At 62.0% G+C, this 26074-nt stretch carries 25 protein-coding genes; 12 read left to right on the top strand and 13 right to left on the bottom strand.

The features are described from left to right. Positions 1–6 precede the first annotated feature (6 nt). The 4 genes from F7R20_RS07750 (at position 7) to ppx (ending at position 3762) form a co-directional block, all read left to right on the top strand. On the top strand, positions 7–687 hold the full coding sequence (locus F7R20_RS07750; protein ID WP_003206733.1) for an amino acid ABC transporter permease: 681 nt from the start codon (positions 7–9) through the stop codon (positions 685–687). After that, a complete protein-coding gene (locus tag F7R20_RS07745; protein WP_003206735.1) occupies positions 684–1334 on the top strand; it encodes an amino acid ABC transporter permease in 651 nt (216 codons plus the stop codon). The genes F7R20_RS07750 and F7R20_RS07745 overlap by 4 nt, the downstream gene beginning before the upstream one ends. Continuing rightward, the gene (locus F7R20_RS07740; RefSeq protein WP_003206736.1) at positions 1321–2058 is read left to right on the top strand and encodes an amino acid ABC transporter ATP-binding protein; all 738 of its coding nucleotides are present in this window, start codon (positions 1321–1323) and stop codon (positions 2056–2058) included. The genes F7R20_RS07745 and F7R20_RS07740 overlap by 14 nt, the downstream gene beginning before the upstream one ends. 201 nt (positions 2059–2259) lie before the next feature. Continuing rightward, on the top strand, positions 2260–3762 hold the full coding sequence (ppx, locus tag F7R20_RS07735; protein ID WP_003206738.1) for an exopolyphosphatase: 1503 nt from the start codon (positions 2260–2262) through the stop codon (positions 3760–3762). A gap of 159 nt (positions 3763–3921) precedes the next feature. Here the strand turns inward: ppx and ppk1 are convergent, their stop codons facing one another. Next, the gene (gene ppk1 / locus F7R20_RS07730; RefSeq protein WP_003206739.1) at positions 3922–6138 is read right to left on the bottom strand and encodes a polyphosphate kinase 1; all 2217 of its coding nucleotides are present in this window, start codon (positions 6136–6138) and stop codon (positions 3922–3924) included. A 17-nt stretch (positions 6139–6155) separates the two neighbouring features. Then, positions 6156–7169, bottom strand: coding sequence for a porphobilinogen synthase (hemB, locus tag F7R20_RS07725; protein ID WP_003206741.1), 1014 nt, complete (start codon positions 7167–7169; stop codon positions 6156–6158). Positions 7170–7374: 205 nt separating this feature from the next. On the opposite strand from hemB, the gene F7R20_RS07720 reads away from it, so the two are divergent. Continuing rightward, positions 7375–7998 (top strand): DedA family protein, encoded by a 624-nt coding sequence (locus F7R20_RS07720; protein ID WP_003206742.1) that lies wholly within the window; start codon positions 7375–7377, stop codon positions 7996–7998. On the opposite strand, the gene F7R20_RS07715 is transcribed toward F7R20_RS07720, so the two are convergent. Continuing rightward, positions 7979–9226, bottom strand: coding sequence for a sterol desaturase family protein (locus F7R20_RS07715; protein WP_003206743.1), 1248 nt, complete (start codon positions 9224–9226; stop codon positions 7979–7981). The two genes, F7R20_RS07720 and F7R20_RS07715, sit on opposite strands and share 20 nt — an antisense overlap. A gap of 123 nt (positions 9227–9349) precedes the next feature. On the opposite strand from F7R20_RS07715, the gene elbB reads away from it, so the two are divergent. After that, the gene (gene elbB, locus F7R20_RS07710; protein ID WP_003206746.1) at positions 9350–10018 is read left to right on the top strand and encodes an isoprenoid biosynthesis glyoxalase ElbB; all 669 of its coding nucleotides are present in this window, start codon (positions 9350–9352) and stop codon (positions 10016–10018) included. A 122-nt stretch (positions 10019–10140) separates the two neighbouring features. Here elbB and F7R20_RS07705 read toward each other — a convergent pair whose 3' ends face one another. Both F7R20_RS07705 and F7R20_RS07700 read right to left on the bottom strand, forming a co-directional pair. Then, positions 10141–10596 carry a YaiI/YqxD family protein gene (locus F7R20_RS07705; RefSeq protein ID WP_003206748.1) on the bottom strand — a complete coding sequence of 152 codons (456 nt, stop codon included), beginning with the start codon at positions 10594–10596 and terminating at the stop codon, positions 10141–10143. 111 nt (positions 10597–10707) lie between these two features. Further along, positions 10708–12606, bottom strand: coding sequence for an FTR1 family protein (locus F7R20_RS07700; RefSeq protein WP_003206750.1), 1899 nt, complete (start codon positions 12604–12606; stop codon positions 10708–10710). A gap of 313 nt (positions 12607–12919) precedes the next feature. Here F7R20_RS07700 and F7R20_RS07695 point away from each other — a divergent pair, with 313 nt between their 5' ends. The 4 genes from F7R20_RS07695 (at position 12920) to F7R20_RS07680 (ending at position 16235) form a co-directional block, all read left to right on the top strand. Then, complete coding sequence (locus F7R20_RS07695) at positions 12920–14314, top strand: COG3014 family protein (protein ID WP_027912773.1); 1395 nt, start codon at positions 12920–12922, stop codon at positions 14312–14314. Between the two features lie 18 nt (positions 14315–14332). Next, positions 14333–14704, top strand: coding sequence for a YcfL family protein (locus tag F7R20_RS07690; protein ID WP_003206754.1), 372 nt, complete (start codon positions 14333–14335; stop codon positions 14702–14704). A 196-nt stretch (positions 14705–14900) separates the two neighbouring features. After that, positions 14901–15488, top strand: coding sequence for a penicillin-binding protein activator LpoB (gene lpoB, locus F7R20_RS07685; protein WP_003177333.1), 588 nt, complete (start codon positions 14901–14903; stop codon positions 15486–15488). Positions 15489–15491: 3 nt separating this feature from the next. After that, positions 15492–16235, top strand: coding sequence for a hypothetical protein (locus F7R20_RS07680; protein ID WP_003206756.1), 744 nt, complete (start codon positions 15492–15494; stop codon positions 16233–16235). 100 nt (positions 16236–16335) lie between these two features. On the opposite strand, the gene rhtB is transcribed toward F7R20_RS07680, so the two are convergent. The 3 genes from rhtB to F7R20_RS07665 all read right to left on the bottom strand — a co-directional run bounded on the left by rhtB (position 16336) and on the right by F7R20_RS07665 (position 19602). Further along, positions 16336–16968 (bottom strand): homoserine/homoserine lactone efflux protein, encoded by a 633-nt coding sequence (rhtB, locus tag F7R20_RS07675; protein WP_003206758.1) that lies wholly within the window; start codon positions 16966–16968, stop codon positions 16336–16338. A 142-nt stretch (positions 16969–17110) separates the two neighbouring features. Continuing rightward, on the bottom strand, positions 17111–17692 hold the full coding sequence (locus F7R20_RS07670; RefSeq protein WP_003206760.1) for a mechanosensitive ion channel family protein: 582 nt from the start codon (positions 17690–17692) through the stop codon (positions 17111–17113). After that, positions 17692–19602 carry an ATP-binding cassette domain-containing protein gene (locus F7R20_RS07665; protein WP_003206762.1) on the bottom strand — a complete coding sequence of 637 codons (1911 nt, stop codon included), beginning with the start codon at positions 19600–19602 and terminating at the stop codon, positions 17692–17694. Before F7R20_RS07665 ends, F7R20_RS07670 begins: the two co-directional genes overlap by 1 nt. Positions 19603–19652: 50 nt before the next feature. Between F7R20_RS07665 and F7R20_RS07660 the strand changes: the two genes are divergently transcribed. Next, positions 19653–20117, top strand: a complete 465-nt coding sequence (locus tag F7R20_RS07660) for a TIGR02444 family protein (protein WP_003206764.1) — start codon at positions 19653–19655, stop codon at positions 20115–20117. Here the strand turns inward: F7R20_RS07660 and F7R20_RS07655 are convergent. Then, entirely contained in the window at positions 20114–21277 is a 1164-nt protein-coding gene (locus F7R20_RS07655) for an AlgP family protein (RefSeq protein WP_003206766.1), read from the bottom strand. The genes F7R20_RS07660 and F7R20_RS07655 overlap by 4 nt on opposite strands. Before the next feature lie 191 nt (positions 21278–21468). On the opposite strand from F7R20_RS07655, the gene F7R20_RS07650 reads away from it, so the two are divergent. Then, positions 21469–22134 carry an FKBP-type peptidyl-prolyl cis-trans isomerase gene (locus F7R20_RS07650; RefSeq protein ID WP_003206768.1) on the top strand — a complete coding sequence of 222 codons (666 nt, stop codon included), beginning with the start codon at positions 21469–21471 and terminating at the stop codon, positions 22132–22134. 59 nt (positions 22135–22193) lie between these two features. Here the strand turns inward: F7R20_RS07650 and F7R20_RS07645 are convergent, their stop codons facing one another. From F7R20_RS07645 to F7R20_RS31895, 4 genes are all read right to left on the bottom strand, one after another. Then, on the bottom strand, positions 22194–22652 hold the full coding sequence (locus F7R20_RS07645; protein ID WP_003206770.1) for an Rsd/AlgQ family anti-sigma factor: 459 nt from the start codon (positions 22650–22652) through the stop codon (positions 22194–22196). A gap of 174 nt (positions 22653–22826) precedes the next feature. Further along, positions 22827–23369 carry a disulfide bond formation protein B gene (locus tag F7R20_RS07635; protein WP_003206773.1) on the bottom strand — a complete coding sequence of 181 codons (543 nt, stop codon included), beginning with the start codon at positions 23367–23369 and terminating at the stop codon, positions 22827–22829. Positions 23370–23673: 304 nt separating this feature from the next. Then, positions 23674–24921 (bottom strand): heme biosynthesis protein HemY, encoded by a 1248-nt coding sequence (locus tag F7R20_RS07625; RefSeq protein WP_003206775.1) that lies wholly within the window; start codon positions 24919–24921, stop codon positions 23674–23676. After that, positions 24918–26051 carry a uroporphyrinogen-III C-methyltransferase gene (locus F7R20_RS31895; protein ID WP_027912775.1) on the bottom strand — a complete coding sequence of 378 codons (1134 nt, stop codon included), beginning with the start codon at positions 26049–26051 and terminating at the stop codon, positions 24918–24920. Before F7R20_RS31895 ends, F7R20_RS07625 begins: the two co-directional genes overlap by 4 nt. Positions 26052–26074: the final 23 nt, after the last annotated feature.

The following is a 26074-nucleotide window of genomic DNA, read 5'->3' as shown; positions in this document are numbered from 1 at the left end:
CTGAGCATGGCTTATCAGTTCGATTTTCTGCCGGTGGTGCAAAACACCGAGCTGCTGTTGCGCGGCGCGCTGTTCACCCTGGAACTGACGGCCATCGGTACGTTGCTCGGGGTCAGCCTGGGCATCGTCGGGGCCGTGGTGCGGGCGTGGAACATTCGCCCGTTCGCGGCGATCTTCGGCGTGTACGTGGAGTTGATCCGCAACACACCGTTCCTGGTGCAGCTATTTTTCATCTTCTTCGGCTTGCCGTCCCTGGGCCTGCAGATTTCCGAATGGCAGGCGGCGGTATTGGCGATGGTGATCAACCTCGGCGCCTACTCCACCGAGATCATCCGCGCCGGCATCCAGGCGATCCCGCGGGGGCAACTGGAAGCCGCCGCGGCCCTGGCGATGAGCCGTTTCGAGGCCTTCCGCCATGTGGTGCTGCTGCCGGCACTGGGCAAGGTCTGGCCGGCGTTGAGCAGCCAGATCATCATCGTGATGCTCGGCTCGGCGGTCTGCTCGCAGATCGCCACCGAAGAGTTGAGCTTTGCCGCCAACTTCATCCAGTCGCGCAACTTCCGCGCCTTCGAAACCTATGCGCTGACCACGCTCATCTACTTGTGCATGGCGCTGTTGATCCGCCAGTTCCTGAACTGGGTGGGTCGCCGCTGCCTGTACAAGAGCAGCAACGGGAGCGGCCGATGAGCGATTTCACTTTCTGGGACGTGGTGCGCAACCTGCTCACCGGCCTGCAATGGACCCTGGCGCTGTCGCTGGTGGCGTTTATCGGTGGCGGCGTGATCGGCTTGCTGATCATGGTGTTGCGCATCTCCAAGAGCGCCCTGCCCCGCAATATCGCCCGTACCTACATTGAGCTGTTCCAAGGCACACCGCTGTTGATGCAGCTGTTCCTGGTGTTCTTCGGCGTGGCCCTGGCCGGGGTGGAGATTTCCCCCTGGATGGCGGCGGCGATTGCCTTGACGCTGTTTACCAGCGCCTACCTGGCGGAGATCTGGCGCGGTTGTGTCGACTCGATTTCCCACGGCCAGTGGGAAGCCTCGGCGAGCCTGGCCCTCAACCCGCTGGAGCAGTTGCGCTACGTGATCCTGCCCCAGGCCCTGCGCATCGCCGTGGCGCCGACCGTGGGCTTTTCGGTGCAAGTGGTCAAGGGCACGGCCGTGACCTCGATCATTGGCTTTACCGAACTGACCAAGACCGGCGGCATGCTCGCCAACGCCACGTTCGAGCCGTTCATGGTCTATGGCCTGGTCGCCCTCGGCTATTTCCTGCTCTGCTACCCCTTGTCCCTCAGTGCGCGCTACCTGGAAAGGAGACTGCATGCCTCTGCTTAGAATTACCGCCCTGCATAAATACTACGGCGATCATCACGTGCTCAAAGGCATCGACCTGAGTGTCGAGGAAGGCCAGGTGGTGGCGATCATCGGCCGCAGCGGCTCGGGCAAATCCACCTTGCTGCGCACCCTCAATGGATTGGAATCGATCAACGACGGCGTGATCGAAGTCGACGGCGAATACCTCGATGCGGCCCGCGCCGACCTGCGCAGCCTGCGGCAGAAAGTCGGAATGGTGTTCCAGCAGTTCAACCTGTTCCCGCACCTGACGGTGGGCGAGAACGTCATGCTCGCGCCGCAAGTTGTGCAAAAAGTGCCCAAGGCCAAGGCGGCCGTGCTGGCGCGGCAGATGCTGGAACGGGTCGGGCTTGGCGAGAAATTCGATGCCTTCCCGGACCGCTTGTCTGGTGGCCAGCAACAACGGGTCGCGATTGCCCGGGCGCTGGCGATGTCGCCGAAGGTGCTGCTGTGCGACGAAATCACCTCGGCCCTGGACCCGGAGCTGGTCAATGAAGTGCTCAGCGTGGTGCGCCAATTGGCCAAGGAAGGCATGACGCTGATCATGGTCACCCATGAAATGCGTTTTGCCCGGGAAGTCGGCGACAAGCTGGTATTCATGCACCAGGGCAAGGTGCATGAGGTGGGCGATCCCAAGGTGCTGTTCGCCAATCCGCAGACGGCGGAGCTGGCGAATTTTATCGGGATGGTCGAGCCGGCAGCCTGAGTATCTGCGTTACCGGCTCTGGCCTCATCGCGAGCAAGCTCGCTCCCACAGGATTATCGGTTGCCTGCGATTGTGCACACGACGCAGAACCCATGTGGGAGCGAGCTTGCTCGCGATTGACCGCAAAGCGGTCGCCTTTGCGTTGGCGTAAGCGGTCGATCGTGGCAGGATGGCGAGGTTATCGACCGAGACTTTTTGACCATGCCGCCATCCCAAGCCAAGAATCTGTCCCTGATCGCTGCCATAGACCTGGGCTCCAACAGCTTCCACATGGTCGTCGCCAAGGCCCAGAACGGGGAAATCCGCATTCTTGAGCGGCTCGGCGAGAAGGTCCAACTGGCCGCCGGTATCGACGAAGAGCGCAAGCTGAGCGAAGAATCCATCCAGCGCGGGCTCGATTGCCTCAAGCGGTTTGCCCAACTGATCAACGGCATGCCCCTGGGCGCGGTGCGGATCGTGGGCACCAACGCCCTGCGCGAGGCGCGCAACCGTGGCGAGTTCATCCGCCGCGCCGAAGAAATCCTCGGGCATCCGGTAGAAGTCATTTCCGGCCGTGAAGAAGCCCGCCTGATCTATCTGGGCGTCTCCCACACATTGGCCGACACCCCGGGCAAGCGCCTGGTGGCGGACATCGGTGGCGGCAGTACCGAATTCATCATCGGCCAGCGCTTCGAACCGCTGCTGCGCGAAAGCCTGCAGATGGGCTGCGTCAGCTACACCCAGCGCTATTTCCGCGACGGCAAGATCACCCCGGCCCGCTACGCCCAGGCCTACACGGCGGCGCGCCTGGAAATCATGAGCATCGAACACGCCCTGCACCGCCTGACCTGGGACGAAGCCATCGGCTCCTCAGGGACCATTCGGGCCATAGGCCTGGCTCTCAAGGCCGGCGGTCACGGCACTGGCGAGGTCAACGCCGAGGGCCTGGCCTGGCTCAAGCGCAGGGTGTTCAAGCTCGGCGAAGCGGACAAGATCGATTTCGAAGGCATCAAGCCTGATCGCCGGGCGATTTTCCCCGCGGGCCTGGCCATCCTCGAGGCGATTTTCGACGCCCTCGAACTGCAACGCATGGACCACTGTGAAGGCGCCCTGCGCGAAGGCGTGCTGTATGACCTGCTGGGGCGTCATCATCACGAAGACGTGCGCGAGCGCACCCTGGGCTCGCTCATGGAGCGTTATCACGTCGACCTGGAACAGGCCGTACGGGTCGAACGCAAGGCGCTGCACGCCTTCGACCAGGTGGCCGACGATTGGGACTTGAACGACGGGGTCTGGCGCGAGTTGCTGGGCTGGGCCGCCAAGGTCCATGAAGTAGGCCTGGACATCGCCCACTATCACTACCACAAGCATGGCGCCTACCTGATCGAGCATTCGGACCTGGCGGGGTTTTCCCGGGAAGACCAGCAAATGCTCGCGCTGTTGGTGCGCGGCCATCGGCGCAACATTCCCAAGGATAAATTTGCCGAGTTCGGCGATGACGGCATCAAGCTGATTCGCCTGTGCGTGCTGCTGCGCTTTGCGATCCTGTTCCATCACATCCGTGGCACCCAGGAAATGCCCCAGGTGGTCCTGCACGCCAATGGCGATCAGTTGGATGTGCTGTTTCCCGAAAATTGGCTGGAAGAGAACCAACTGACCCAGGCCGACTTCGCCCAGGAAGCGGAATGGCTGACCCGGGTCGGGATTGTGCTGAACATTCACTGATTATCGACTGCAACGCAGATCTCTTGTGGCGAGGGGATTTATCCCCGCTGGGCTGCGTAGCAGCCCTAAAACCTGCCTACCCGTTGGGGCCGCTTCGCGGCCCAACGGGGATAAATCCCCTCGCCACAAAAGCTAAGCCTGCCCCCAACCTTCGAGCGTTTAACGAACCGCCAACACCGGGCTGCTCAAGCGCTCGAGCAAGGTCGCCTGGGCGCTGCGCGGGTTCTGGTTGCCGGTCGGCGTGTTGCGGATGTAACGGCCATCCGACTGCAAGCTCCAGCTGTGGGTGTTGTCGGTAAGGTAGCTTTCCAGCTCTTTCTTGACCCGCAGGATCAGCTTCTTGCCTTCCACCGGGAAGCAGGTCTCGACCCGCTTGTCGAGGTTGCGCTCCATCCAGTCGGCGCTGGACAGGAACATCTGCTCCTCTCCGCCGTTGAGGAAGTAGAACACCCGCGTATGTTCCAGGAAGCGCCCGATGATCGAGCGTACGTGGATGTTGTGGGACACCCCCGGAATGCCCGGTCGCAGGCAGCACATGCCACGCACCACCAGGTCGATGCGCACGCCCGACTGGCTGGCCTTGTACAACGCACGAATGATCTTCGGGTCGGTCAGCGAGTTGAACTTGGCAATGATGTGGGCCGGCTTGCCGTCCAGGGCGAACTGCGTCTCCCGGGCGATCATGTCGAGCATGCCCTTTTTCAGGGTGAACGGCGCATGCAGCAGTTTCTTCATGCGCAGGGTCTTGCCCATGCCGATCAACTGGCTGAACAGCTTGCCGACGTCTTCGCACAAGGCATCGTCAGAGGTCAGCAGGCTGTAGTCGGTGTACAGGCGGGCGTTGGCAGCGTGGTAGTTGCCGGTGCCCAAGTGGGCGTAACGCACGATCTCACCGGCTTCACGGCGCAGGATGAGCATCATCTTGGCGTGGGTCTTGAAGCCGACCACGCCGTAGATCACCACCGCACCGGCCGCTTGCAGGCGGCTGGCCAGTTGCAGGTTGGATTCCTCGTCGAAGCGCGCACGCAATTCGATCACTGCCGTGACTTCCTTGCCGTTACGCGCCGCATCCACCAGGGCATCGACGATTTCCGAGTTGGCGCCGCTGCGGTACAGGGTCTGGCGCACCGCCAGGACGTGGGGGTCCTTGGCGGCCTGGCGCAGCAGGTCGACCACCGGCGTGAACGACTCGAACGGGTGCAGCAGCAGGATGTCCTGCTTGCTGACCACGCTGAAAATGTTCTCGCTGTTCTGCAGCAGTTTCGGGATCTGCGGCGTGAACGGCAGGTATTGCAGTTCCGGATGGCTGTCCAGGCCGGTGATGCTGAACAGTCGAGTCAGGTTGACCGGGCCGTTGACCTGATACAGCTCGGTCTCATGCAGGTTGAACTGCTTGAGCAGATAGTCGGACAGGTGTTTCGGACAGGTGTCGGCCACCTCCAGGCGCACCGCATCGCCGTAGCGACGGGAGAACAGCTCGCCGCGCAGGGCGCGGGCCAGGTCTTCGACGTCCTCGGTGTCCACAGACAGGTCGGCGTTACGCGTCAGGCGGAACTGGTAGCAACCCTTCACCTTCATGCCCTGGAACAGGTCATCGGCGTGGGCGTGGATCATCGACGACAGGAACACATAATTGTCGCCAGGGCCGCCAACGTCTTCCGGCACGCGGATGATACGCGGCAGCAGGCGTGGCGCCGGAATGATCGCCAGGCCGGAATCGCGACCGAAGGCGTCGATGCCTTCCAGTTCAACGATGAAGTTCAGGCTCTTGTTGACCAGCAGCGGGAACGGGTGCGTCGGATCGAGGCCGATCGGGGTGATGATCGGCGCGATCTCGTCGCGGAAATAGCGGCGCACCCAAGTCTTGAGCTTGGTGGTCCAGTAGCGGCGACGGATGAAGCGCACCTGGTGCTTTTCCAACTCCGGCAACAGGATGTCGTTGAGGATCGCGTATTGCCGGTCAACGTGGCCGTGGACCAGCTCGCTGATGCGCGCCAGGGCCTGGTGCGGTTGCAGGCCGTCGGCACCGGCCTGTTCACGGGCGAAGGTGATCTGCTTCTTCAGCCCGGCGACGCGGATCTCGAAAAACTCATCCAGGTTGCTGGAAAAGATCAGCAGGAACTTCAACCGCTCCAGCAGCGGGTAGGACTCGTCCAGCGCCTGCTCCAGCACGCGGATGTTGAACTGCAGTTGCGACAGCTCCCGATGGATGTACAGGCTGCTGTCATCCAGGTTGGGAATCACAATCGCCGGGGCCGGCGCGGGCTCGACGACCGCCGGGGCAGCAGGCTCCAGCGTCGGCGGTGTCTCGGCAATCTGCTCGACCACGGGCTGAGCATCTTTTACGGCAACTTCGGAGAGTCCTTCGGTATTCATCGCAAGTTCCTGGGAGGCTATTTCTGCTCTCGTAACAATTGGGCGGCGCGCACAGCAAAGTAAGTCAGGATGCCATCAGCACCTGCGCGCTTGAAAGCGGTCAAGGACTCCAGGATCACCCCTTCGCCCAACCAGCCGTTCTGGATCGCGGCCATGTGCATCGCGTACTCGCCGCTGACCTGATAAACAAAGGTCGGCACTTTGAATTCGTCTTTGACCCGGCAAAGAATGTCGAGGTAGGGCATGCCAGGCTTGACCATGACCATGTCTGCCCCTTCTGACAAGTCAGCCGCCACTTCGTGCAAGGCTTCCTGACTGTTGGCCGGGTCCATCTGATAAGAGGCCTTGTTGGCCTTGCCCAGGTTCAGGGCCGAGCCGACCGCATCGCGGAACGGGCCGTAATAGGCGCTGGCGTACTTGGCCGAGTAGGCCATGATCCGCACGTTGACGTGACCGGCCACCTCGAGGGCTTCGCGGATCGCCTGGATGCGCCCGTCCATCATGTCCGACGGCGCCACCACCTGGGCACCGGCCTCGGCGTGGGACAGGGCCTGCCTGACCAGTGCATCGACGGTAATGTCGTTCTGCACGTAGCCTTCTTCATCGAGGATACCGTCCTGCCCGTGGGTGGTGAACGGGTCCAGCGCCACGTCGGTGATCACCCCCAGCTCCGGGAAGCGCGCGCGCAGGGCACGGGTCGCGCGTTGGGCGATGCCTTGCGGGTTCCAGGCTTCAGCGGCGTCCAGGGACTTGAGGGTCGGCGGCGTGACCGGGAACAGCGCCAGCGCCGGAATGCCCAGCTCGACCCAGTGGGCGGCTTCTTCGAGCAGCAGGTCGATGGTCAGGCGTTCCACCCCGGGCATCGACGCCACCGCTTCGCGACGGTTCTCACCGTCCAGCACGAATACCGGCAGGATCAGGTCATTGGTGGTCAGCACGTTTTCACGCACCAGCCGACGAGAGAACTCATCACGACGGTTGCGACGCAGGCGGGTAGCAGGGAACAGACGATTGGCGGGGGTAAAGCTCACGGCAGACTCCTGAGCCCGTGCTGACGGGCGAGCGTGACAGTTATAAGCGCCCATTATGACGAAGACATTACAGTTGTGTGCACCTGCGTCCTGTCGTCGCAGTTATTGTCATTGTAGGAATTGTTCACGTCGAGACACATTTCGATACTTTCCTGAATGTGTCTGAAGGGTTAGGCTGCGCGTTCATTTCGCCAGCACCCAGACAATGCTCCAACAATTTCTGCATGACTTCGGCTACTTGGCCTTGTTTATCGGCACGTTCTTCGAAGGCGAAACTATCCTCGTGCTCGCAGGTTTCCTGGCGTTCCGTGGCTACATGGACATCAATCTGGTGGTCGTCGTGGCGTTCTGCGGCAGCTACGCGGGCGATCAGCTGTGGTATTTCCTGGGACGCAAGCACGGGCGCAAGCTCCTGGCGCGCAAGCCGCGCTGGCAGTTGATGGGGGATCGGGCGCTGGAGCACATTCGCCGGCATCCGGACATCTGGGTCCTGAGCTTCCGCTTCGTCTATGGCCTGCGCACGGTGATGCCAGTGGCGATCGGCCTGTCAGGCTATCCGCCGGGTCGTTACCTGTTGCTCAACGGCATCGGTGCGGCGATCTGGGCCACGGCGCTGGCCGCAGCCGCGTACCACTTTGGCGCGGTGCTCGAAGGCATGCTGGGCAGCATCAAGAAGTATGAGTTGTGGGTCCTCGGCGCATTGCTGGTGCTGGGCCTGGTCTTGTGGCTGCGCCGACGCATCAAGAATGCGCGCCTGGCCAGGAAAGTCCTCGAAGCCGAGCGCCTGGAGCAAGCCAGGTCCGGCGAGCCTACGACGCCAACCGAGTAAACCGGGTGCGGCAGCAATACAGCCCGATACCGCTGAGCAGGCTGTAGCTGAGCAGCCCGGCCCAGGCCCCATGGCTCATCACAGCGCTGGTCGGCCACAACCCGGCCAAGGGCGCCAGCCACACCAGCGGCAGGTTCGAGGCCAGCCGCAACAGCTCCAGCCGCAACGTCCACGGGCGATTCTCCAGGGCCACGCCCAACACGAACAGACCGAACGCCACCGCGCCCCAACCCAGCACCAGGGCGGCGACCGGCAGGCTGGCTTCAAGGTTCATCAGATAACTGCCCAAGGCAATGTAGGCGCAGAACTGCAGCCCCACGTACCACTGCTGACGTGCATCCAGCGGCACCTCGAATTTGCGGAACTGGCTCAAGTCCGGCTTATTCAGCGGGTACTTGGCCGAGACGTCCGCCGGTCGCCAACCGGTGGGCATGAACCAGATCCGCAGCTTGTCCCACCAACGCTCCGCCCGCCGCGCATCGGCCCATAGCTGCGCATAGAACTGCAGGTTGGCCCACAACGGATTCCAGCTCGCCAGCGGCGTGGTCACGCCGAAAATCACCGGTTCGTTAGCGTCTTCTTCCTGAAAGGTGCCAAACAGACGATCCCAAATAATGAACACCCCGCCGTAGTTGCGATCCATGTAGAGAGGGTTCTGTGCATGGTGGGCACGATGATTGGACGGCGTGACGAAGCACCACTCCAGCCAGCCGAGCTTGGGAATGTGCTGGGTGTGGACCCAGAACTGGTACAGCAGATTCAACGCCGCGACGCTGACGAAGACCGCCAGCGGCACGCCCAATACGGCAAGCGGGAGGTAGAAGATCCAGCTCAGCAGGAACCCGGTGCTGGTCTGGCGCAACGCCGTGGAAAGGTTGTAGTCCTCACTCTGGTGGTGCACCGAATGGGCAGCCCAGAGGACGTTGCGTTCATGGCCCATGCGGTGCAGCCAGTAATAACAGAAGTCGTAGAGCACAAAGGCAAACACCCAGCTCCAGGCCCGATCGGCCGGCAGCTCGATGACAGCCAGGTGTTTCAATGCAAAGGCGTAGGTCACCAGCCCCACGCCTTTGGTCAACAGGCCAGTTGTGGTCGACAGCACGCCGGTGCTCAAGCTGTTGATCGCGTCTGCCACACGATAGTGGTTCACACCCCGCCAGCGATCAGCCAGCAACTCGACGGCGATCAGCACGAAGAAGAACGGCACGGCATACAGGATGAAGTTCATGACGCAACCCGGGCATGCAAGGCAGGGAGATAGTCGGCAGATTAGGTGTAGCTGCCCGATCCCCCTATGGCAACGAGTGACAAATTAGTAGACATTTAACGCCATGAATCTGGAGAAAAGCCCATGAGCAAAAAAATTGCAGTGATCCTTTCCGGCTGTGGCGTGTATGACGGCGCCGAGATCCACGAAAGCGTGATCACCTTGCTGCGCCTCGATCAGCGTGGGGCTCACGTCCAGTGCTTCGCCCCCAACATTGCCCAGTTGCATGTGATCAATCACCTGACCGGCGAGGAAATGCCCGAGAGCCGCAATGTGTTGGTGGAATCGGCACGGATCGCCCGAGGCAACGTGAAGGACTTGCGTGAAGCCAGGGCCGAGGACTTCGACGCCCTGATCGTACCCGGCGGTTTTGGCTCGGCGAAAAACCTCTCCAACTTTGCCGTCGAAGGCGCTGGCTGCACGGTCCAACCAGAAGTCCTGGCGCTGACCGAGGCCTTTGCCGAGGCCGGCAAACCGGTCGGGCTGATCTGCATCTCACCGGCCCTGGCGGCGAAAATCTATGGCCCGGGTGTGGTCTGCACCATCGGCAACGACGTCGACACTGCCGCCGCCGTGACCAAAATGGGGGCTACTCACGAAGAGTGCGCCGTCACCGATATCGTTGAAGACCGCGCGCGCAAACTGGTCAGCACCCCGGCCTACATGCTGGCGCAGAACATCAGCGAAGCGGCTTCTGGCATCAACAAGCTGGTGGACCGGGTGTTGGAACTGACGCACGAGAACGACGCCTGACCCCACCACCACTACCCCTGTGGGAGCGAGCTTGCTCACGATAGCGTCGGCTCAGCTATATTTGCATTGGCTGATACACCGCATCGCGAGCAAGCTCGCTCCCACAGGGGGTCGGGCAAGGCTTAAGCGATTCGGGTCAGGCGCGTCAGGATCCGATCCAGCGCATTGGCAAACCCCTGCTTGTCCCGCTCGCCATACGCCGCCGGGCCGCCGCCCATGTGGCCCTGTTCGCGCAAATCGGTGAACAGGTTGCGCACCGCCAGCCGATCGCCCATGTTCTGGGCATCGAACTCTTTGCCTCGTGGGTCCAGGGCGGCGACGCCCTTCTTCACCAACCGGTCGGCCAAGGGCACATCGCTGCAGATCACCAGCTCACCCGGCTCGGCGTGCTCCACCAGGTAATCGTCCGCCGCATCAGGGCCACTGGGCACCACGATCAGCTTCACACAAGCCAGGGCTGGCTTGATCTGCGGCTGACCAGCCACCAGCACCACCTGGAACCGGCGCTTCAAGGCGAACTTGACCACCAGGTCTTTCGCGGCCTTGGGACAGGCATCGGCGTCGATCCATACGCGCATTGAATGGTTTCCTCTAAATTAAAATGCATCGCGGGCAAGCCTTGCTCCCACAGGCGAGTGCCGACTGTGGGAGCAAGGCTTGCCCGCGATTATGAGCGCAGCGAATGGTTTTCAGGAAACCTGGAGCCGGCGCTTCTCCACCACCCAACTGCGCCCATACAGCACCACGATCGCCAGGATCGCCACCACTTGAGCGGCCAGCGAATAGGCGTCGGCATGAATGCCCAGCCAGTCGAAGTCGAAGAACGCCACCGGATGGGTGCCGAAGATCCCGGCTTCCTGCAACGCCTTCACGCCGTGACCGGCGAATACCACCGACAGCGCGCACAGCAACGCGGCATTGATACTGAAGAACAGCGCCAGCGGCAGTTTCGCCGAGCCGCGCAGGATCACCCAGGCCAGCCCAACCAACAACACCAGCGCCGTCGCGCCACCGGCCAGCACCGCGTTGTGCCCGGCAGGGCCCGCTTGCAGCCACAGGGTTTCGTAGAACAGGATCACTTCGAACAGTTCGCGGTAGACCGAGAAGAACGCCAGGATCGCAAAACCAAAACGCCCACCGCCGCCCACCAGGCTGCTCTTGATGTAGTCCTGCCAGGCCGCTGCGTGGCGACGGTCGTGCATCCACACACCCAGCCACAGCACCATCACACTGGCGAACAACGCCGTCGCGCCTTCAAGCAGCTCACGCTGGGCACCGCTGACGTCGATCACATACGCCGCCAGCCCCCAGGTCGCCAGGCCGGCCAACAGCGCCAGGCCCCAACCGGCGTTGACGCTGCGCACGGCCGACTGCTGGCCGGTGTTGCGCAGGAACGCCAGGATCGCCGCCAGCACCAGGATCGCTTCCAGCCCTTCGCGCAGCAGAATCAGCAACCCGGAGATGTAACTCAACGACCAGCTCAAGCCATCGCCGCCCAGCAAGCCGGCTGACTCCTTCAACTTGGCCTTGGCCGCGTCCAGGCGCTGTACCGCCTGCTCGATTGGCAAACCGTCCTGCAAAGACTGACGGTAGGCCATCAGGGACTTTTCGGTGTCCTTGCGCACATTGGCGTCGACGTTATCCAGCGAGCTTTCCACCAGCTCGAAACCTTCCAGGTAAGCGGCTACCGACAGATCGTAGGCCTGGTCGTGGTCACCGGCACGGTACGCCGCGATGCTTTTATCCAGGGTGGCCGCCGTGTAGTCGAGCAACTGCGCCGGGCCACGTTGCACCTGCGGCGGCTGGGCGCGCTGGGCACGGAACGTCGCCGCCGCTGCCGGGCCTTGCGCGGCGAGGACTTCGGCCGGGGTCTGGCGCGCCAGGTCAGCGAGGTTGAAGACCTGTTCACCTTTGGCAGCGGCCGGGTCGGCGCTGAAGCTGGCGATGTAGGTCGCCAGGTCCCAGCGCTGACGATCGTCGAGCTGATCGGCGAAGGCCGGCATGTCGGTGCCTTCGATACCCATGCCGACGGTGTTGTAGATCGCATAGAGACTCAGGCGATCCAGGCGCTGGGCGTCCCGCATGTTGGCGGGGGGCGGTTCCATGCCGACACCGGCAGGACCGTCGCCGGCACCGTTGGCCCCATGGCACACCGAGCAATTCTGGGCATACAGCGGCGCGCCGCGGGAGGGATCGGGGGTAATCACCGGCGCCTGGCTGACTTCATATGCCACCGCCAGCTTGGCCCCTAGTTGCCGCGCCAGGCGCGCGACGTCGCCGCCGTCCTGGCGCTGGGTGATCGCGCTGCGCAAGGTGTCGATACCCTGGGTCAGTTCAGCCTTTTCCGGTTTGGCCGGCAGCCCGGCGATCAACCCTGCCAGCACCTGGGTGAATTCCAGCTGCTCGCGGTATTCCCCGTCCTCGATGACTTTGCCTGCCTCGACCGTCGCCGGGTAGTCCGCACCGATGTAATCCAGCAAATGCAGCGCCTGGGGGGCGCCCTCGACGGTGTCGGCCAGCAGCGAGGTGCTGCACAGCGCAAGCAATGGCAGTACAAGCCAGGCCAGGAAACGGAACGGCGCAGTCATGAATGACTCTCGATTGGTAATAAGAAGTAACACATTGTTCACTTCCAATGACTTTGGCTCAAGAGCCGATGTGCTTTGACGGCACATTTTCATCGGATTCCTGCTTTGGAGGTGATGTCACAAAAACAGCATTTCGAGATTGAAAAGCCATTACATAGCCAAGCGCCATGTTTATAATCGCGCCGCCTTCTTATTGTTCGATGGCATAAAAGCTCCTCTTCTTATGAGGAACCGACAGCGTCCCGACGTTTGTCCGTGGGATCGCTCCAGCCCGACCCGCAAACCCCGGCTGTTACTCAGGGAAGAAATGTTCATGGCATCCCGTGCCGTTTTTTCGGTCGCCCTCGGTGCGATCACCTTGTTGTCCGGCTGTTCAGCCTTTCGCAACTACGACAGCGAATTGGCCCAGACCAACCAGCAGTTGGCTTCCGGCAACGTCGACGGCGCATTGACGCTGCTGGAAAAGAACAACACCAGCCAGGACAAGGACCTGCTGTATTACTTCGAAAAAGGCGAGTTGCTGCGCGCCAAGGGCGACCTGTCTGGCAGCCAGACGGCCTGGACCAGCGCCGATCAACAGGTTGGCCAATGGGAGGACGCGGTCAAACTCGACACGGCCAAGTACCTGGCCCAGTTCGGCAGCTTCCTGGTCAACGATAAAGTGCGCCGCTACGAAGGCTACGATTACGAAAAGGTCATGCTGACCACGCAGATGGCGCTGAACCTGCTGGCCGTGAATGACTTCGACGGGGCGCGGACCCAGATCAAGAAGACCCACGAACGCGAAGCGGTGATCGCCGACCTGCGGGACAAGGAATACCTCAAGCGCGAGGAAGACGCCGAGAAACAAGGCGTCAAGACCGAATACAAGGACCTCAAGGGTTACCCGGTGGCCAGCCTCGACGCCCCGGAAGTGGTCAGCCTGAAAAACAGTTACCAGAGCGCGTTCAGCCATTACCTGGCCGGCTTCGTCTATGAAGCCCTGGGTGAAAAGGACCTGGCCGCACCGGGTTACCGCAAGGCCGCCGAACTGCGCCCCAACACGCCGCTGCTGGAGCAGGCCCTGCTCAACCTCGACAAGCCTGCCACCAAGAACGATGACAGCGACATCCTGATCGTGGTGCAGAGTGGCCTGGCACCGTCCCGGGACTCGATCCGCATTCCCCTGCCCTTGCCGATCAGCGGCAACGTGGTCATCACGCCGTTGTCGTTCCCGCTGATCAAGCCTGATACCTCCACGGCCACCTTCAGCCAGATCGGTGTCGACGGTCGTCAGTTGGACCTGACCCAGCTCAACAGCACCACCGCCATGTCCCGCCGCGCCCTGCGCGACGACATGCCGGGCATCATCCTGCGCACCACCGTGCGCGCCGTCACCCGTGGCGTGGCGCAAAAGCAGATCAACGACACCAATCCCTTGGCCGGCCTGGCCGTCGGCCTCACCTCGGCCGTACTCGAAGGTGCCGATACCCGAACCTGGCGCACCCTGCCCGACTACACCCAGGTGGTGCGCCTGCGCCTGAAGAAAGGCGAGCACCAGGTCACCTTGCCAAGCTCGGTGGGCGGCTCGGTGGTCAAGGTCACCGTCGACCAGCGCTATCAGGTCATCAGCCTGCGGGCGGTGGGTAACCAGGTGTTCGCCGGTGGCCTGGCTGCCCAAGTGATGCCAAGCGCCAACCCGACCGCCCTTGCCCTCAAGCAACCTTAAGAACGGAGTCTTGTTCACATGCGTTTAAAACTGATCGCCGTCGGTGCCCTGGCCTTGCTGGCCGGGTGCGCCACCCCACCGCCACCGGAGCCGGGCAGCGCCGCCAGCAAGGTCGTGGCGATGGGCAAGACCAAAAACATCGTGGTCGGCGCCATGCGCGTGGCCCGGGAAAACGGCTACATGACCGTCAACGTGCAGCTGAGCAACACCAGCTACAACAACAAGACGATGTATTACCGCTTTGCCTGGCTGGGGCCGGAAGGCTTTCCGATCGCCGAGGAAGAAACCTGGAAAAGCCTGACGCTGTACGGCGAACAGACCAGTTTCCTGCCGGCCATCGCACCGACACCCAAGGCGGTGGATTTCCGCTTGGAAATCAATACCCCTTGAGCCTGAGCCATAGGAGCTGATGTAGGCACTGTGTAGGAGCTGACGAGTGCAACGAGGTTGCGATCTTTCCCCAGACACTTGAGTCGCAAGCGAAAGATCAAAAGATCGCAGCCTTCGGCAGCTCCTACAGTGCGCAGCCAGCGGGGATAAATCCCCTCGCCACAAAACCTTTTATACAGTTATTGAGAGCACCCACATGTTCGTACGCATCTCCTCCCTCGCCCTCGCCGCCTTGCTGGTCAGCGGCTGTGCCAACAACTCGCCGGTCCTGGGCAACAAGAACATCAGCTACGGCGACACCAAGGCCGTGGAAACCGTGACCAACGAGTTCGGTTCCACCGACCTTCAAATGATCGCCGAGTCCATGACCCGCTCCCTGGCCCAGTCCGGCATCCTGCAGGGTCGCCCGGTTGTCCAGGTCTATGACGTGAAGAACAAGACCAGCGAATACATCGACACCCGTGAAATCACCACCAGCATCAAGACCCAGCTGATGAAGACCGGGGCTGCCCGTTTTGCCAGCGACAACACCGCCATGGACAGCCAGGTCGACCAGCTCAAGCTGCAGAACCAGAGCGGCCTGTACAAGAAAAGCACCGTGGCAAAGACCGGCAACATGATCGCTGCCAAGTACCGTCTCGAAGGCTCCATCAGCTCGATCGTCAAGCGCAGCAGCGACTACAAGGACGTCTTCTACAAATTCAGCCTGCAATTGATCGACGTCGAAAGCGGTCTGGCCGAGTGGATGGACGAAAAAGAAATCCGCAAGACCACGGAGCGTTAAGCCATGCGCACATGGATAGGCATCATGGCCCTGGCCTGCGCATTTGGCGCGCAGGCGGCCCCGAAAGTCGCAGTGACCGACCTTGCGTACCAGGAACGGGTGGAGGAATACATCCACACCGTTTCAGCGCAGAGCAACTTCCAGGCGAACCCTTACAGCGCCAGTGCTTCCTCGAGCTACGACGAGATGGAAGCCACCAGCAGCTACATCGAGCAGGGCGAACTGCGCAAGTTCACCGGCGACATCAAGGGCGAGATCCTGCGCAGCGGGATGTTCCAGCTGACCCAGGGCACGCCCCACACCGCGGCGTCCACGGGTGACGTCTATGACGTGATCAAACGCATCAAGGCCGGGAACTTCAAGGGCGCCGACTACGTGCTGTTCGGCACGGTGTCGGACATCGACTTCACCCGCGACATCAACGAGCTGGCCAATACCGACAGCTACTCGGCGGTGCTGGCGCTGACCCTGGTGGCAGACTTCAGCCTGATCAACACCAAGACCTACGAAATCACCTCGGCCTTTACGGCCATGGGCGAAGGCCAGGACACCAAGCTGTTGAACCACCGGGACGTGCACATCAGCCTCAACCGCCCGCGGGTGGTGCGCGATGTGTCCAAGGCCCTGGGGGAAGACGTGGCGCGGCAACTGAGCGAACAGCTCGGCGGCCCGAGCTACCAACAACCCAGCGAGCCGGTGCAGCGCAACAACCTGCCACGGGATACGGCGCCGGTGATTTTGCGCTGAATCACTGAGCGAATGCTCTGTGGCGCAGAGGTCTTGTGGGAGCAAGGCTATGTGGGAGCAAGGCTTGCTCCCACAAAGTAACCTCGCCACGGGTTTTGTTTTACGCCGCAGCCTTGCGAATCGTCGCCAGCAAACCCGCCGCGCCAATGAACATACCCGCGAAGGCACGGTTCATTCGCCGTTGCTGTTTCGGGGTGCGCAACAACCGCAGGACTTTGGACGCCAGCCCGGTGTACCCGGCCATGACGATGAGATCGACCACGACCATCGTTACACCCAGGATCAGGTATTGCTGGATCAACGGGGCATGGGGATTGATGAACTGCGGCAACACCGCCAGCATGAACACCAGCGCCTTGGGGTTGCTGATGTTGACCAGGAAGCCGCGAAAAACCAGCGCCAAGGGCTTGCCGATGGGCCGCGGGCCCGTATCGTCGGTCATTTCACCGGGAATGGCTCGCCACTGTTTGACCCCCAGGTAGACCAGGTAGGCCACGCCGAACCATTTGATTGCATAGAACGCAGTGGCCGACGCAGTGAGGATCGCGCCAACACCGGCGGCGACGATCACGATTTGCAACGCCAGGCCCAATTGCAGGCCCAAGGCGTTCCAGTAACCGCGCCAGAAGCCGTAGCGCAAGCCACTGGACATCGATGCAATGGCACCGGCACCAGGGGAAAGACTGATCACCCAACATGCGGCAAAAAACGCCAGCCATGTTTCCAGCAACATTGCACACCTCAGCTCGGATTCATCGAAACGACTAAGCTAATGCGCCGCCAGGCCGTTGACCACCGTTTTTTGCGCAAGCACTTAAGCCGGCTTGAACACCGTGGCAAGGGAGCTTGCCCCCGCTGGGCTGCGCAGCAGTCCCTTACTCGACGAAACCACCCACCGGAAACGCCTCGCTGCCGCGCCAGCGCCGCACCGAACGCTGGAAGAACAGGCTGTTGGGTACTTGCACCATGGCGCTGCCGGTGCCGAGTTCCTCGGGCTCGATCAGTGTGGTGTACAGCAGATTGATCGCCACCACGCGTCCCTTGATGCCGGGCTTGTCGGTGGTGTCCACCAACTCGACCACATCGCCCAGGCGAAACGGTCCGACGGTGTAGATCAAAACGGCGCAGAACAGGTTCGACAGCACGCTCCAGATGGCAAAGAACGCCACCGCTGCCACCGCGACGAAGCCCGACAATGCGGTCCATAGCACCGTGGCCGAGACGCCCAAGCGCTCGAGCACCACCAGCACCGCAGTGCCCATGATCAGCCAGCGCAGCACACCCCGCAGGATAATGACCAGTTGGGGTGGGAACGGGTAACGCTCACCCAGGCCGGTAAGGGCCCGCGCCACGACACGCTGCGCGACATAACCGGCCAGCAGGATCAGCAGGATTTGCACACCCAGCCAGATCGGCTCGATCCACATGACGGGTACAGGCAACGCCAACGCTTCCATCAGGACAACGCCTCCAGCTCCGCTTGCAGGTTTTCCAGCAGTTCCAGCGCTTGCATCCACGCCTCCTCGAGCTCCGCTTCCCGAACCTTCAGCTTGGCCTGCTCGGCCAGCAAGTCGCGCAACTCATCTTTGCGCGCCGCCTCGTAGAGACCACTGTCGCCAAGGCTGGTTTCGATCTTCTGCAGTTTTTCATGCAGCTTGCCCAGCTCGGCTTCGAGCTTGTCGGCCTCACGCTTGTGCGGCGCCAGTTGCTGGCGCAATGCGGCGGCGGCCTGCCGTTGGGCTTTCTTGTCGGTCTTGTCCGGGTTGACCGGCGTGCTGCTGACCGGCGCGTTGCGCTGACGGTATTCCACCAGCCAACGGGCGTAGTCTTCCAGGTCGCCGTCGAATTCCTCGACCTTGCCATCGGCCACCAGGAAGAAGTTATCCGTGGTGCTCTTGAGCAAATGCCGATCGTGGGACACCACCAGCACCGCGCCACTGAATTCCTGCAAGGCCATGGTCAAAGCCAGGCGCATCTCCAGGTCCAGGTGGTTGGTCGGTTCGTCGAGCAGCAACAGGTTTGGCCGGCCCCAAGCGATCAACGCCAGCGCCAGGCGCGCCTTTTCGCCACCGGAGAAATTCAGCACCGGCTCGTCGATGCGCGCCCCGCGGAAATCGAAACCGCCGAGGAAATCCCGCAGAACCTGCTCGCGCTCGGTCGGCGCCAGGCGTTGCAGGTGCAACAGCGGGCTGGCCTTGGAATCCAGGGAATCGAGCTGATGCTGGGCGAAGTAGCCGACCACCGTGTTCTCGCCCCGGGTGAGACGCCCGGCCAGTGGCTCGAGTTCACCGGAAAGGTTCTTGATCAGGGTCGACTTACCGGCACCGTTGGGGCCCAGCAGACCGATCCGCGCACCCGGGGTCAGTTGCAGCTTGACCTTCTCCAGCACGGTCTTGTCGCCGTAGCCCAGGCGCGCGTCGGACAGGTCGATCAACGGGCTGGAAATCTTGGTCGATTCGCGGAAGACAAAATCGAACGGCGAATCGACGTGGGCCGCCGACAACTCTTCCATCCGCTCCAGCGCCTTGATCCGGCTCTGGGCCTGGCGCGCCTTGGTGGCCTGGGCCTTGAAGCGGGCGATGTAGCTTTCCATGTGCGCACGTTGCGCCTGTTGCTTCTCGTAGGCCTGCTGTTGCTGGGCCAGGCGTTCGGCACGCGCACGCTCGAAGGCGCTGTAGCCGCCGCGGTACAAGGTGAGCTTGCGCTGATCGACATGGGCCACGTGATCCACCACCGCGTCGAGGAAATCACGGTCGTGGGAAATCAGCAGCAGCGTGCCCGGGTAACTCTTGAGCCAGTCTTCGAGCCAGATGATAGCGTCGAGGTCCAAGTGGTTGGTCGGCTCATCGAGCAACAGCAGATCCGAAGGACACATCAAGGCCTGGGCCAAGTTCAGGCGCATCCGCCAGCCACCGGAGAAGTCCCCGACCTGGCGATCCATCTGCTCATTGGTAAAGCCCAGGCCGGCGAGCAATTTGCGCGCACGGGCATCGGCGGTGTAGCCGTCGGCACTGTCGAGTTCCGCGTGCAGGCGGGCCTGTGCGGCACCGTCGTGGGCCGCTTCGGCCGCAGCCAGGTCACGTTGCACCTGGCGCAGGCGCAGGTCGCCATCGAGCACGTAGTCCACCGCCAGGCGCTCGAGGGTGTCGACCTCCTGGCGCATGTGGGCGATGCGCCAATCGGACGGCAACAGGCAATCACCCGAGTCCGGGTGTAGCTCGCCTCGCAGCAAGGCGAACAGGCTCGATTTGCCGGCGCCGTTGGCACCGATGAGGCCGGCTTTGTGGCCGGCGTGCAGGGTCAGCTCGGCGTCTTCTAGCAGACGTTGCGGGCCACGCTGTAAAGTCAGGTTCTGAAGTCGGATCATAATGGCGGCGGAGTCTACCAGCTTCGCTCGCAACTGGCGCGAGTAGCACGATGTCCCCAGACCTGTGGAGCTTTTCCCTCGACCTCTATGCCAAGCCTGGCGTAGAGCCCGCCTGCCTGGCGTCGCAAGACGCGGGCGCCAACGTCTGCCTGCTGCTTTGTGGCCTGTGGCTGGCGCAGCGCGGCGTGGCCTGCAATGAACACAGGCTGCAGCAGCTTCGACTATTGGCCGAGCCGTGGGATGCCGAGGTGGTGCGGCCACTGCGTACGCTTCGCAGCCAATGGAAAACCAGTGCCCTCCAGGACACGGCACTCAATGACCTGCGCGAGCAAGTCAAACAACTGGAGTTGGCAGCCGAACGGCAATTGCTGGAACGATTGGAAGCACTGGCCAAGGATTGGCCTGGGATACAACAGAACGATTCAGCGCAATGGCTGCAAGGGCTGGCGGCGAATGCCGGGCCAGCGAGCCGCGACGCGCTGCATCAGCTGCGCGTCGCGGTGTCCGGCACTTAGGAAGCGCTGGTTGGGGTGCTGCTGGTGCTCGGCGCAACGGCGGCGGATGGGCTGGTCGCCGCAGCCGGAGTGCTGGCGGTTGGAGCCGGTGCCGCGGTCGGAGCCGGAGCCGCTGGCTTGGCAGCTGGCGCAGTCGCAGGTTTTGCAGCGACTGGCTTTTTCACGGCCGGTTTCGCTGCGGGCTTGGCGGCTGGCTTCGCGGCGGCTGGTTTGGCAGCCGTTGGCTTCGCAGCAGCAGGCTTGGCCGCAGCCGGTTTGGCGGCGGGTTTAGCGGCGGGTTTAGCCGCTACTTTGGCGGGTGCTTTGGCAGCGACTGGCTTGGCAGCCGTTTTCGCAGCAGGCTTGGCCGCAGCCGTTTTGGTTGCTGCTGGTTTGGCAGCCGGCTTGGCGGCAGCAGGTTTTGCAGTGGCTTTTACCGCCGCTTTGGCAGCAGGTTTAGCGGCAGCGGTTTTCGTCGCGGCAGGTTTGGCTGCAACTTTTGCCGCAGGTTTGGCGGCTGGTTTAGCAGCAGCTTTTACAGCAGGCTTGGCGGCAGCAGGTTTAGCGGCCGCCGTTTTTGCGGCAGGCTTGGCCGCAGCTTTGACGACTGGTTTTTTTGCCGCAGGTTTTGCAGCGCTGGCAGCGACCGGCTTGGCAGCAGGCTTGCTGGCAGCTTTGGCCGGTGCTTTGGCCGCAGGCTTGGCAGCGACTTTGGCCGGAGCTTTTGCCGCGACGGGTTTAGCCGCCGGCTTCTTGGCCGATACAGCGACAGGCTTGGCAGCACGAAGCGTCAGCGCCTTGCCTGCGGCCTCCTGCACGCGACCGACACCCTGGGCCAGTTTCAGGCTTTCCTGGGCATCACGCTTGAGTTGCAGAATGTAGGTGCGGGTCTCGGACTGACGATCCTTCAAGGCATCGAGCAGGTCTTCGAGTTCTTTCACGACATCTTTGGCCTTGGCTTGTGCCTTGGCCTTGCCAGCGGTGGCTGCGTCTTGCAATTTGGTGCGCGACTTGTGCAGTTTTTCCTGCGCTTTGCCGCGTTGTTTTTCAAGTTTGGCGAGCAGTTTTTCAGCATCAGCCAGGGCTTGGGAGCAGGCATTTTCCAGATGTTCGAGCAGGCTGCCCGAGAGTTGTTGGAGCAAGTGCAACGGAGTGTTTACAGGCTTCTTGGTGGCCGACATGGTTTACCTCCTGACTGACGTGAGTGCGGCTCATACTAGACCTCTGCTTCAACCGCCGCTAGGGCATGTTGACAGTACACAAGACGTTGCGTTGCAAGAGACGAAAAATCTTCTGCGCCAGTGCCTTGGCAATCCACCTCTATAGATATCGGCACTGGCATAATTCCTCGATTCGAGGCCGGAGAGCACACATGTCGCGTCACCTGTTTTTATTCCTGTGCATGGCTTGCTCCACGGTCCAGGCCGTTGAAAAAACCAACGCAAACGATGCCCACGATTTGGCTTACAGCCTGGGCGCAAGCCTTGGCGAACGCCTGCGTCAGGACGTGCCGGACCTGCAGATCAAAGCCTTGGTCGAAGGCTTGCAACAGGCCTACCTGGGCAAGCCGCTGGCCCTCAAGGATGAACGCATCGAACAGATCCTCGCCGAGCACCAGGCACAACTGAATTCGCAATCGACGACGCCGCAGATCGAAGCCGCGTTGAAAACGGAGCAGAAATTTCTCAACGAAGAAAAGAACCGTCCCGGCGTCCAGCAACTCGCAGACGGCATCCTGCTGACCGAGATCAAGCCAGGCCACGGCGCGAAAGCCGGCCCTCACGGCAAAGTCCAGGTGCTGTATACCGGTCGATTGCCGGACGGCACCGTATTCGATTCCAACCACCAGGCACAGTGGTTCAACCTCGACAGCGTGATTGACGGTTGGCGCAGTGCATTGCCGCAAATGCCGGTAGGCGCAAAATGGCGGCTGGTGATTCCGTCGACCCTGGCCTATGGCGCCGAAGGGGCGGGAGATGTGATCCCGCCGTACACGCCACTGGTGTTTGAAATCGAATTGCTGGGCGCGACGACCTGACGCGGGCCCAATAAAAAACGGTGCGCAATGCGCACCGTTTTTTCATGACCGCGAAACCCTCAGGCCTGGACCGCAGCTTCTTCCTTGTGAGCGTTGTGCAGCACTTCGATCAGGCAGTCTTCCAGTTCGAAACGTTCATGCAGCAAGCCGCCCAGCTCCTTGAATTTTTCCGCTACGCACTTGCCTTCATCGCAGAGGTCGTTGAACGCCAGCAGCTTTTCGGTGATGACATCGATGCGCGGGTAGATCTGCTCGGCCAGTTCCAGGCCGCGCTTGTCGTTGAAGGCCTTGGCCTCGCCCGTCAGTTGTTCGTAGATCTCGAAATGACCGGCAGACACATAGTCGACCAGCACACCGCAGAATTCCTGCAAGGGTTTGCGGCTTTCGCTCAGCGCTTCAGGCTTATCGCCGAGGGCATCGTAGGCCCGAACCAGTTCGTGACGCTCCTGCAACCAACGATCGATCAGCAGATGCACCCCACCCCAGCGTTCCTGAGCATTCTGACAACTTTCGAGCATGGTGATTTCTTCCCTTGTGAGTCATGCCACTCGCAGCCTGTGCACGCCTGATGATCAGGGACAAGCCAGACACAACATGATCGAGCGGCACAATTCCAATAACACGTGCGGGCCAGATTATGCCCGCACGACAATGGCTTCAAGGTACGCAGGAGATAAAGTTCATACAAGTGTTTAATCCACGGCCCTGAGCATCTGCGACGTATCGCCGCTGAGCGGTCGTACCAGAGCACTCCAGGCAAGGCGCAGCAGTAGATAGGCCATCGCGCTGGACACCGCGAGAAAAAACAACAGGCTCCATTCGGGGATACTCAGGTCGAACAGCGTCCAGGTGATGTTCGCGCAATCGACCGCGCCGTCGAGGACGCGATGCAACGCGCACCACCACGAATCCATCAGCTTGGGCTGGGCAATACAATCAGGAAACGGCTCGAACGAATGGCTTTGCATCAAGACCTGACGCCATGCCAGGGTCATTCCCCCCGTCGCAAAAACCAACCCTGCCGCGCCATAGAAGAGACTGCCTCTTTGGCCTGGACCGTGTACGCATGCCACAAGGCTGTTCACCAGGAGCAGCATCAGACACAACCGCTGCAAGACACACAGGCTGCAAGGCGTCAGGCCGACCGAATATTCCAGATAAGTGGCGATGCCCAAAGCCAGGGCTGCGGCGATGGAAGCCATGAAAAACAAGAAGCGTGAGCTGGCCAAAGACATGGCGGTTCCGTAACAGAAGAGACAAGCAGTTACGGTAGAGGAAAGCCCTCGGGCCTTTCAAGGCAGGCCCGCGCAGACACTTCACCAGGGATGTAGGGAATTCCCGACAGGCCAAAGAGGATTCAGCGCGATGGACTGTAGGACTTTACTGATGGCATGACCAAAGCCCCAAAAACAAACGGGTATCACCAGTGGGAGCAAGGCTTGCCCGCGATGAAGACGACGCGGTCCTTCAGAAACCGAGGCGCCTGTTTCGCGAGCAAGCTTTGCTCCCACCCGTACAGGCGCGCCACAATGACTCATCTCAAGTGGACAACACCTGGGCCGGAACCGGCAACGGCGCGGCCAGCAGGCGCTCGTCCAGCAGCCCCAACCCCTCCTGAAACAACTGGTTGCTGCGCTCGGCATCCCCCAGTTGCGCCAGCAATCGCGCCAGTTCAGCACAGGCTTCGGGATTGCGTTGGACGCGCAGGCTGCTTTCCAGATAGTCCCGCGCCTTGCCCCACAAACTGCTCTGCAGGCATAGGCGCCCCAAGGTCAGCAACAGGCTTGGATCGGCCGGATGATCCTTGAGCCAGCCTTCGGCCGTTTGCAACTGGCGGACCGGATCATTGCCCCGGACCAACCCATACAAGCGCGCCAGATGGCTGTCATAGTGACGCTTGAGCGCACTTCGCAGTACTTCTTCGGCCTCGACCTGGGCCCCCAACTGGCGCAACTGCTCGGCATAGGCCAGCACCAGCGCCGACTCCTGGCGCTGCGCGGAGGTCAGTTGTTGCCAGGCGCGATTGAGCGACTGCAAACCGACGCTGCCATCCTCCTCACGGTGGGCTGCCAGGGTGAGATTTTCGCCCCAGGCACGACGCTCCAGTTCCGCCAGTTCAGCCGGTGGCAGGACCTTGTCCTTGCGCAGCTCCGGCAACAGTCGGATCAATGCCGACCAGTCGCCGCGCTGCTGATGCAGTCGTTGCAGTTGGCGCAGGACCTGGACGTTATGGGGATGACGCTCATGCATGGCCTGCAGCGTGGTCAATGCGCCGTCCGTGTCGCCTCGGTCCGTCTGCAGTTGTGCGTGCGTCAGGGCAATGGCCAACTCCGCCTGGGGCTGACGCTCCAGGGCGCGTTCGAGCAAACTGTCGCTCTGTTCGTAGAGACCTTGTTCGTTGGCCGCACGGGCGGCACCGAGGTAATACAGCAGCGGCTGGCGCTCGGCTTCGGCGGCACGATGCAGGTGTCTTTGGGCACTGGCCCAGCGACCTTCGGCCAGGTCCAACTGGCCGTGCTCGATCGCCACTTGCACCCGCCGGCTGCGGTTGCGCCGCGACCACGGGTTGACCACACCACTCGACGTAGTCACCAGCCCAATCAGCGCCCTCAGACCTCGCCATAGCAGCCAGAGCACCGCCACCAGCGCCAGGGTGACCCACAGGCCGGCTTCATAACGGAAGTTCTTGTACGCCACCAGCACGTAACCCGAATGCTCGGCAATCGCCACGCCCAGCAAGGCAGCAGCAGCGATGACCACGAACAGAATCACGTAGAGACGCTTCATGGCGTGGCCTCCTGCGCGCCAGGCGCGGGCAGCGGCTTGACCGATTCCTGGGCATTGAGGTTGCGGCGCTCAAGGTAAGCCTGGACGCTGCTCAGCGTACCCGTCAGGTCCGGGGTGACCACCGTCACCGGCTGCTTGGACAGCTCGACCACGCGCTCGAGCATGATCTTGCTTTGCGGGTTGTCCTGGTTGAAGTTGTTCTTCAACACGTCCCGAGCCTCGGTCAGCGCCTGGGTGTAGACCGGCGCCTGACCATTGAGGGCGGCCCATTGCGCCTGTTCCAGCGCCAGGCTCAAGGCCAGGCGCACTTGCACCAGGCTTTGCCCGGCCAGCAGCGGACGGACATTCTCATCGGCGTTGAAGTCGATACGGATATAGCGCGAGATCTGGTCCCACCACTGCGCCCAACGACTTGCGCCATCGCCGTCGGCGGTCAGGCCCAGCAGGGATTCACCGCGGTCCTTGTACTCGGGCGCCAGCTCGGTCAGCTCCAGGACCTGATCACGCAAGGCGCCCAGTTGCAGGAACAGCCCGGTGCGATCCGGTTGCTCGGTGCTGCGCAACGCGGCGAGGGTCTTGGCCAGTTGCTCGCGGGCGGCGAACGAACCGGGGTCGTTCTGCTCGCGCAGGATTTCGTCAGCCCCCTGGACCAGCGCCTGGGCACTGTTGATGTCTTGCAGGGCGGAAAGACGCAGGCTAGCCAGGCGCAACAAGTGCTCGGCCTCCGCCAGACGCCAATCCTTGCGGCTGGCACCGAGCACGGTTTCCAGGCGCTGGTTCAGGTGCTGCTGATCACTTTGCAACTGAGCCACCAGGCGCCGCCGATCCTCCAGCTCTTCGGCCGGGGGCAATTGCGCCAGGCGTTCGCTCAGGCGTTGCTCGTTGAGCTTGAGGCTCTGGGCCTGGTCATTCAGTGCCTGGACCTGGGCGGACTGCTGCTGGTTATTGGTTTGCAGGTGACGCACCTGCCACACGCCCCAACCGCCCACGGCCACGCCGGCGGCGCCGAGCAGCAATGCAACAATGGCCAACCCGTTGCCGCGACGCGGCGCCATCGGGGGCGGAGTTTCAACCGGCGCATCGATCGCTGGCTGGTCTAGATCTTCTTTTGGCAAGGCTGTTTCGCTCACGTATCCATCCTTTGCATTAGAAA

It is taken from the genome of Pseudomonas brassicacearum subsp. brassicacearum, from assembly GCF_008801605.1.
Classification (GTDB): Bacteria; Pseudomonadota; Gammaproteobacteria; order Pseudomonadales; family Pseudomonadaceae; genus Aquipseudomonas; species Aquipseudomonas brassicacearum.
The sequence above is the reverse complement of the archived record's forward strand: the minus strand, read 5'-3'. Positions and strand labels throughout refer to the sequence as shown.

What these genes read in the sequence shown, in the direction of transcription:
- F7R20_RS07750 (WP_003206733.1), top strand. Translation starts at nt 7, where the DNA reads ATGGCTTATCAGTTCGATTTTCTGCCGGTGGTGCAAAACACCGAGCTG.
- F7R20_RS07745 (WP_003206735.1), top strand. Translation starts at nt 684, where the DNA reads ATGAGCGATTTCACTTTCTGGGACGTGGTGCGCAACCTGCTCACCGGC.
- F7R20_RS07740 (WP_003206736.1), top strand. Translation starts at nt 1,321, where the DNA reads ATGCCTCTGCTTAGAATTACCGCCCTGCATAAATACTACGGCGATCAT.
- ppx (WP_003206738.1), top strand. Translation starts at nt 2,260, where the DNA reads ATGCCGCCATCCCAAGCCAAGAATCTGTCCCTGATCGCTGCCATAGAC.
- ppk1 (WP_003206739.1), bottom strand. Translation starts at nt 6,138, where the DNA reads ATGAATACCGAAGGACTCTCCGAAGTTGCCGTAAAAGATGCTCAGCCC.
- F7R20_RS07720 (WP_003206742.1), top strand. Translation starts at nt 7,375, where the DNA reads ATGCTCCAACAATTTCTGCATGACTTCGGCTACTTGGCCTTGTTTATC.
- F7R20_RS07715 (WP_003206743.1), bottom strand. Translation starts at nt 9,226, where the DNA reads ATGAACTTCATCCTGTATGCCGTGCCGTTCTTCTTCGTGCTGATCGCC.
- elbB (WP_003206746.1), top strand. Translation starts at nt 9,350, where the DNA reads ATGAGCAAAAAAATTGCAGTGATCCTTTCCGGCTGTGGCGTGTATGAC.
- F7R20_RS07705 (WP_003206748.1), bottom strand. Translation starts at nt 10,596, where the DNA reads ATGCGCGTATGGATCGACGCCGATGCCTGTCCCAAGGCCGCGAAAGAC.
- F7R20_RS07700 (WP_003206750.1), bottom strand. Translation starts at nt 12,606, where the DNA reads ATGACTGCGCCGTTCCGTTTCCTGGCCTGGCTTGTACTGCCATTGCTT.
- F7R20_RS07695 (WP_027912773.1), top strand. Translation starts at nt 12,920, where the DNA reads ATGGCATCCCGTGCCGTTTTTTCGGTCGCCCTCGGTGCGATCACCTTG.
- F7R20_RS07690 (WP_003206754.1), top strand. Translation starts at nt 14,333, where the DNA reads ATGCGTTTAAAACTGATCGCCGTCGGTGCCCTGGCCTTGCTGGCCGGG.
- lpoB (WP_003177333.1), top strand. Translation starts at nt 14,901, where the DNA reads ATGTTCGTACGCATCTCCTCCCTCGCCCTCGCCGCCTTGCTGGTCAGC.
- F7R20_RS07680 (WP_003206756.1), top strand. Translation starts at nt 15,492, where the DNA reads ATGCGCACATGGATAGGCATCATGGCCCTGGCCTGCGCATTTGGCGCG.
- rhtB (WP_003206758.1), bottom strand. Translation starts at nt 16,968, where the DNA reads ATGTTGCTGGAAACATGGCTGGCGTTTTTTGCCGCATGTTGGGTGATC.
- F7R20_RS07670 (WP_003206760.1), bottom strand. Translation starts at nt 17,692, where the DNA reads ATGGAAGCGTTGGCGTTGCCTGTACCCGTCATGTGGATCGAGCCGATC.
- F7R20_RS07665 (WP_003206762.1), bottom strand. Translation starts at nt 19,602, where the DNA reads ATGATCCGACTTCAGAACCTGACTTTACAGCGTGGCCCGCAACGTCTG.
- F7R20_RS07660 (WP_003206764.1), top strand. Translation starts at nt 19,653, where the DNA reads ATGTCCCCAGACCTGTGGAGCTTTTCCCTCGACCTCTATGCCAAGCCT.
- F7R20_RS07655 (WP_003206766.1), bottom strand. Translation starts at nt 21,277, where the DNA reads ATGTCGGCCACCAAGAAGCCTGTAAACACTCCGTTGCACTTGCTCCAA.
- F7R20_RS07650 (WP_003206768.1), top strand. Translation starts at nt 21,469, where the DNA reads ATGTCGCGTCACCTGTTTTTATTCCTGTGCATGGCTTGCTCCACGGTC.
- F7R20_RS07645 (WP_003206770.1), bottom strand. Translation starts at nt 22,652, where the DNA reads ATGCTCGAAAGTTGTCAGAATGCTCAGGAACGCTGGGGTGGGGTGCAT.
- F7R20_RS07635 (WP_003206773.1), bottom strand. Translation starts at nt 23,369, where the DNA reads ATGTCTTTGGCCAGCTCACGCTTCTTGTTTTTCATGGCTTCCATCGCC.
- F7R20_RS07625 (WP_003206775.1), bottom strand. Translation starts at nt 24,921, where the DNA reads ATGAAGCGTCTCTACGTGATTCTGTTCGTGGTCATCGCTGCTGCTGCC.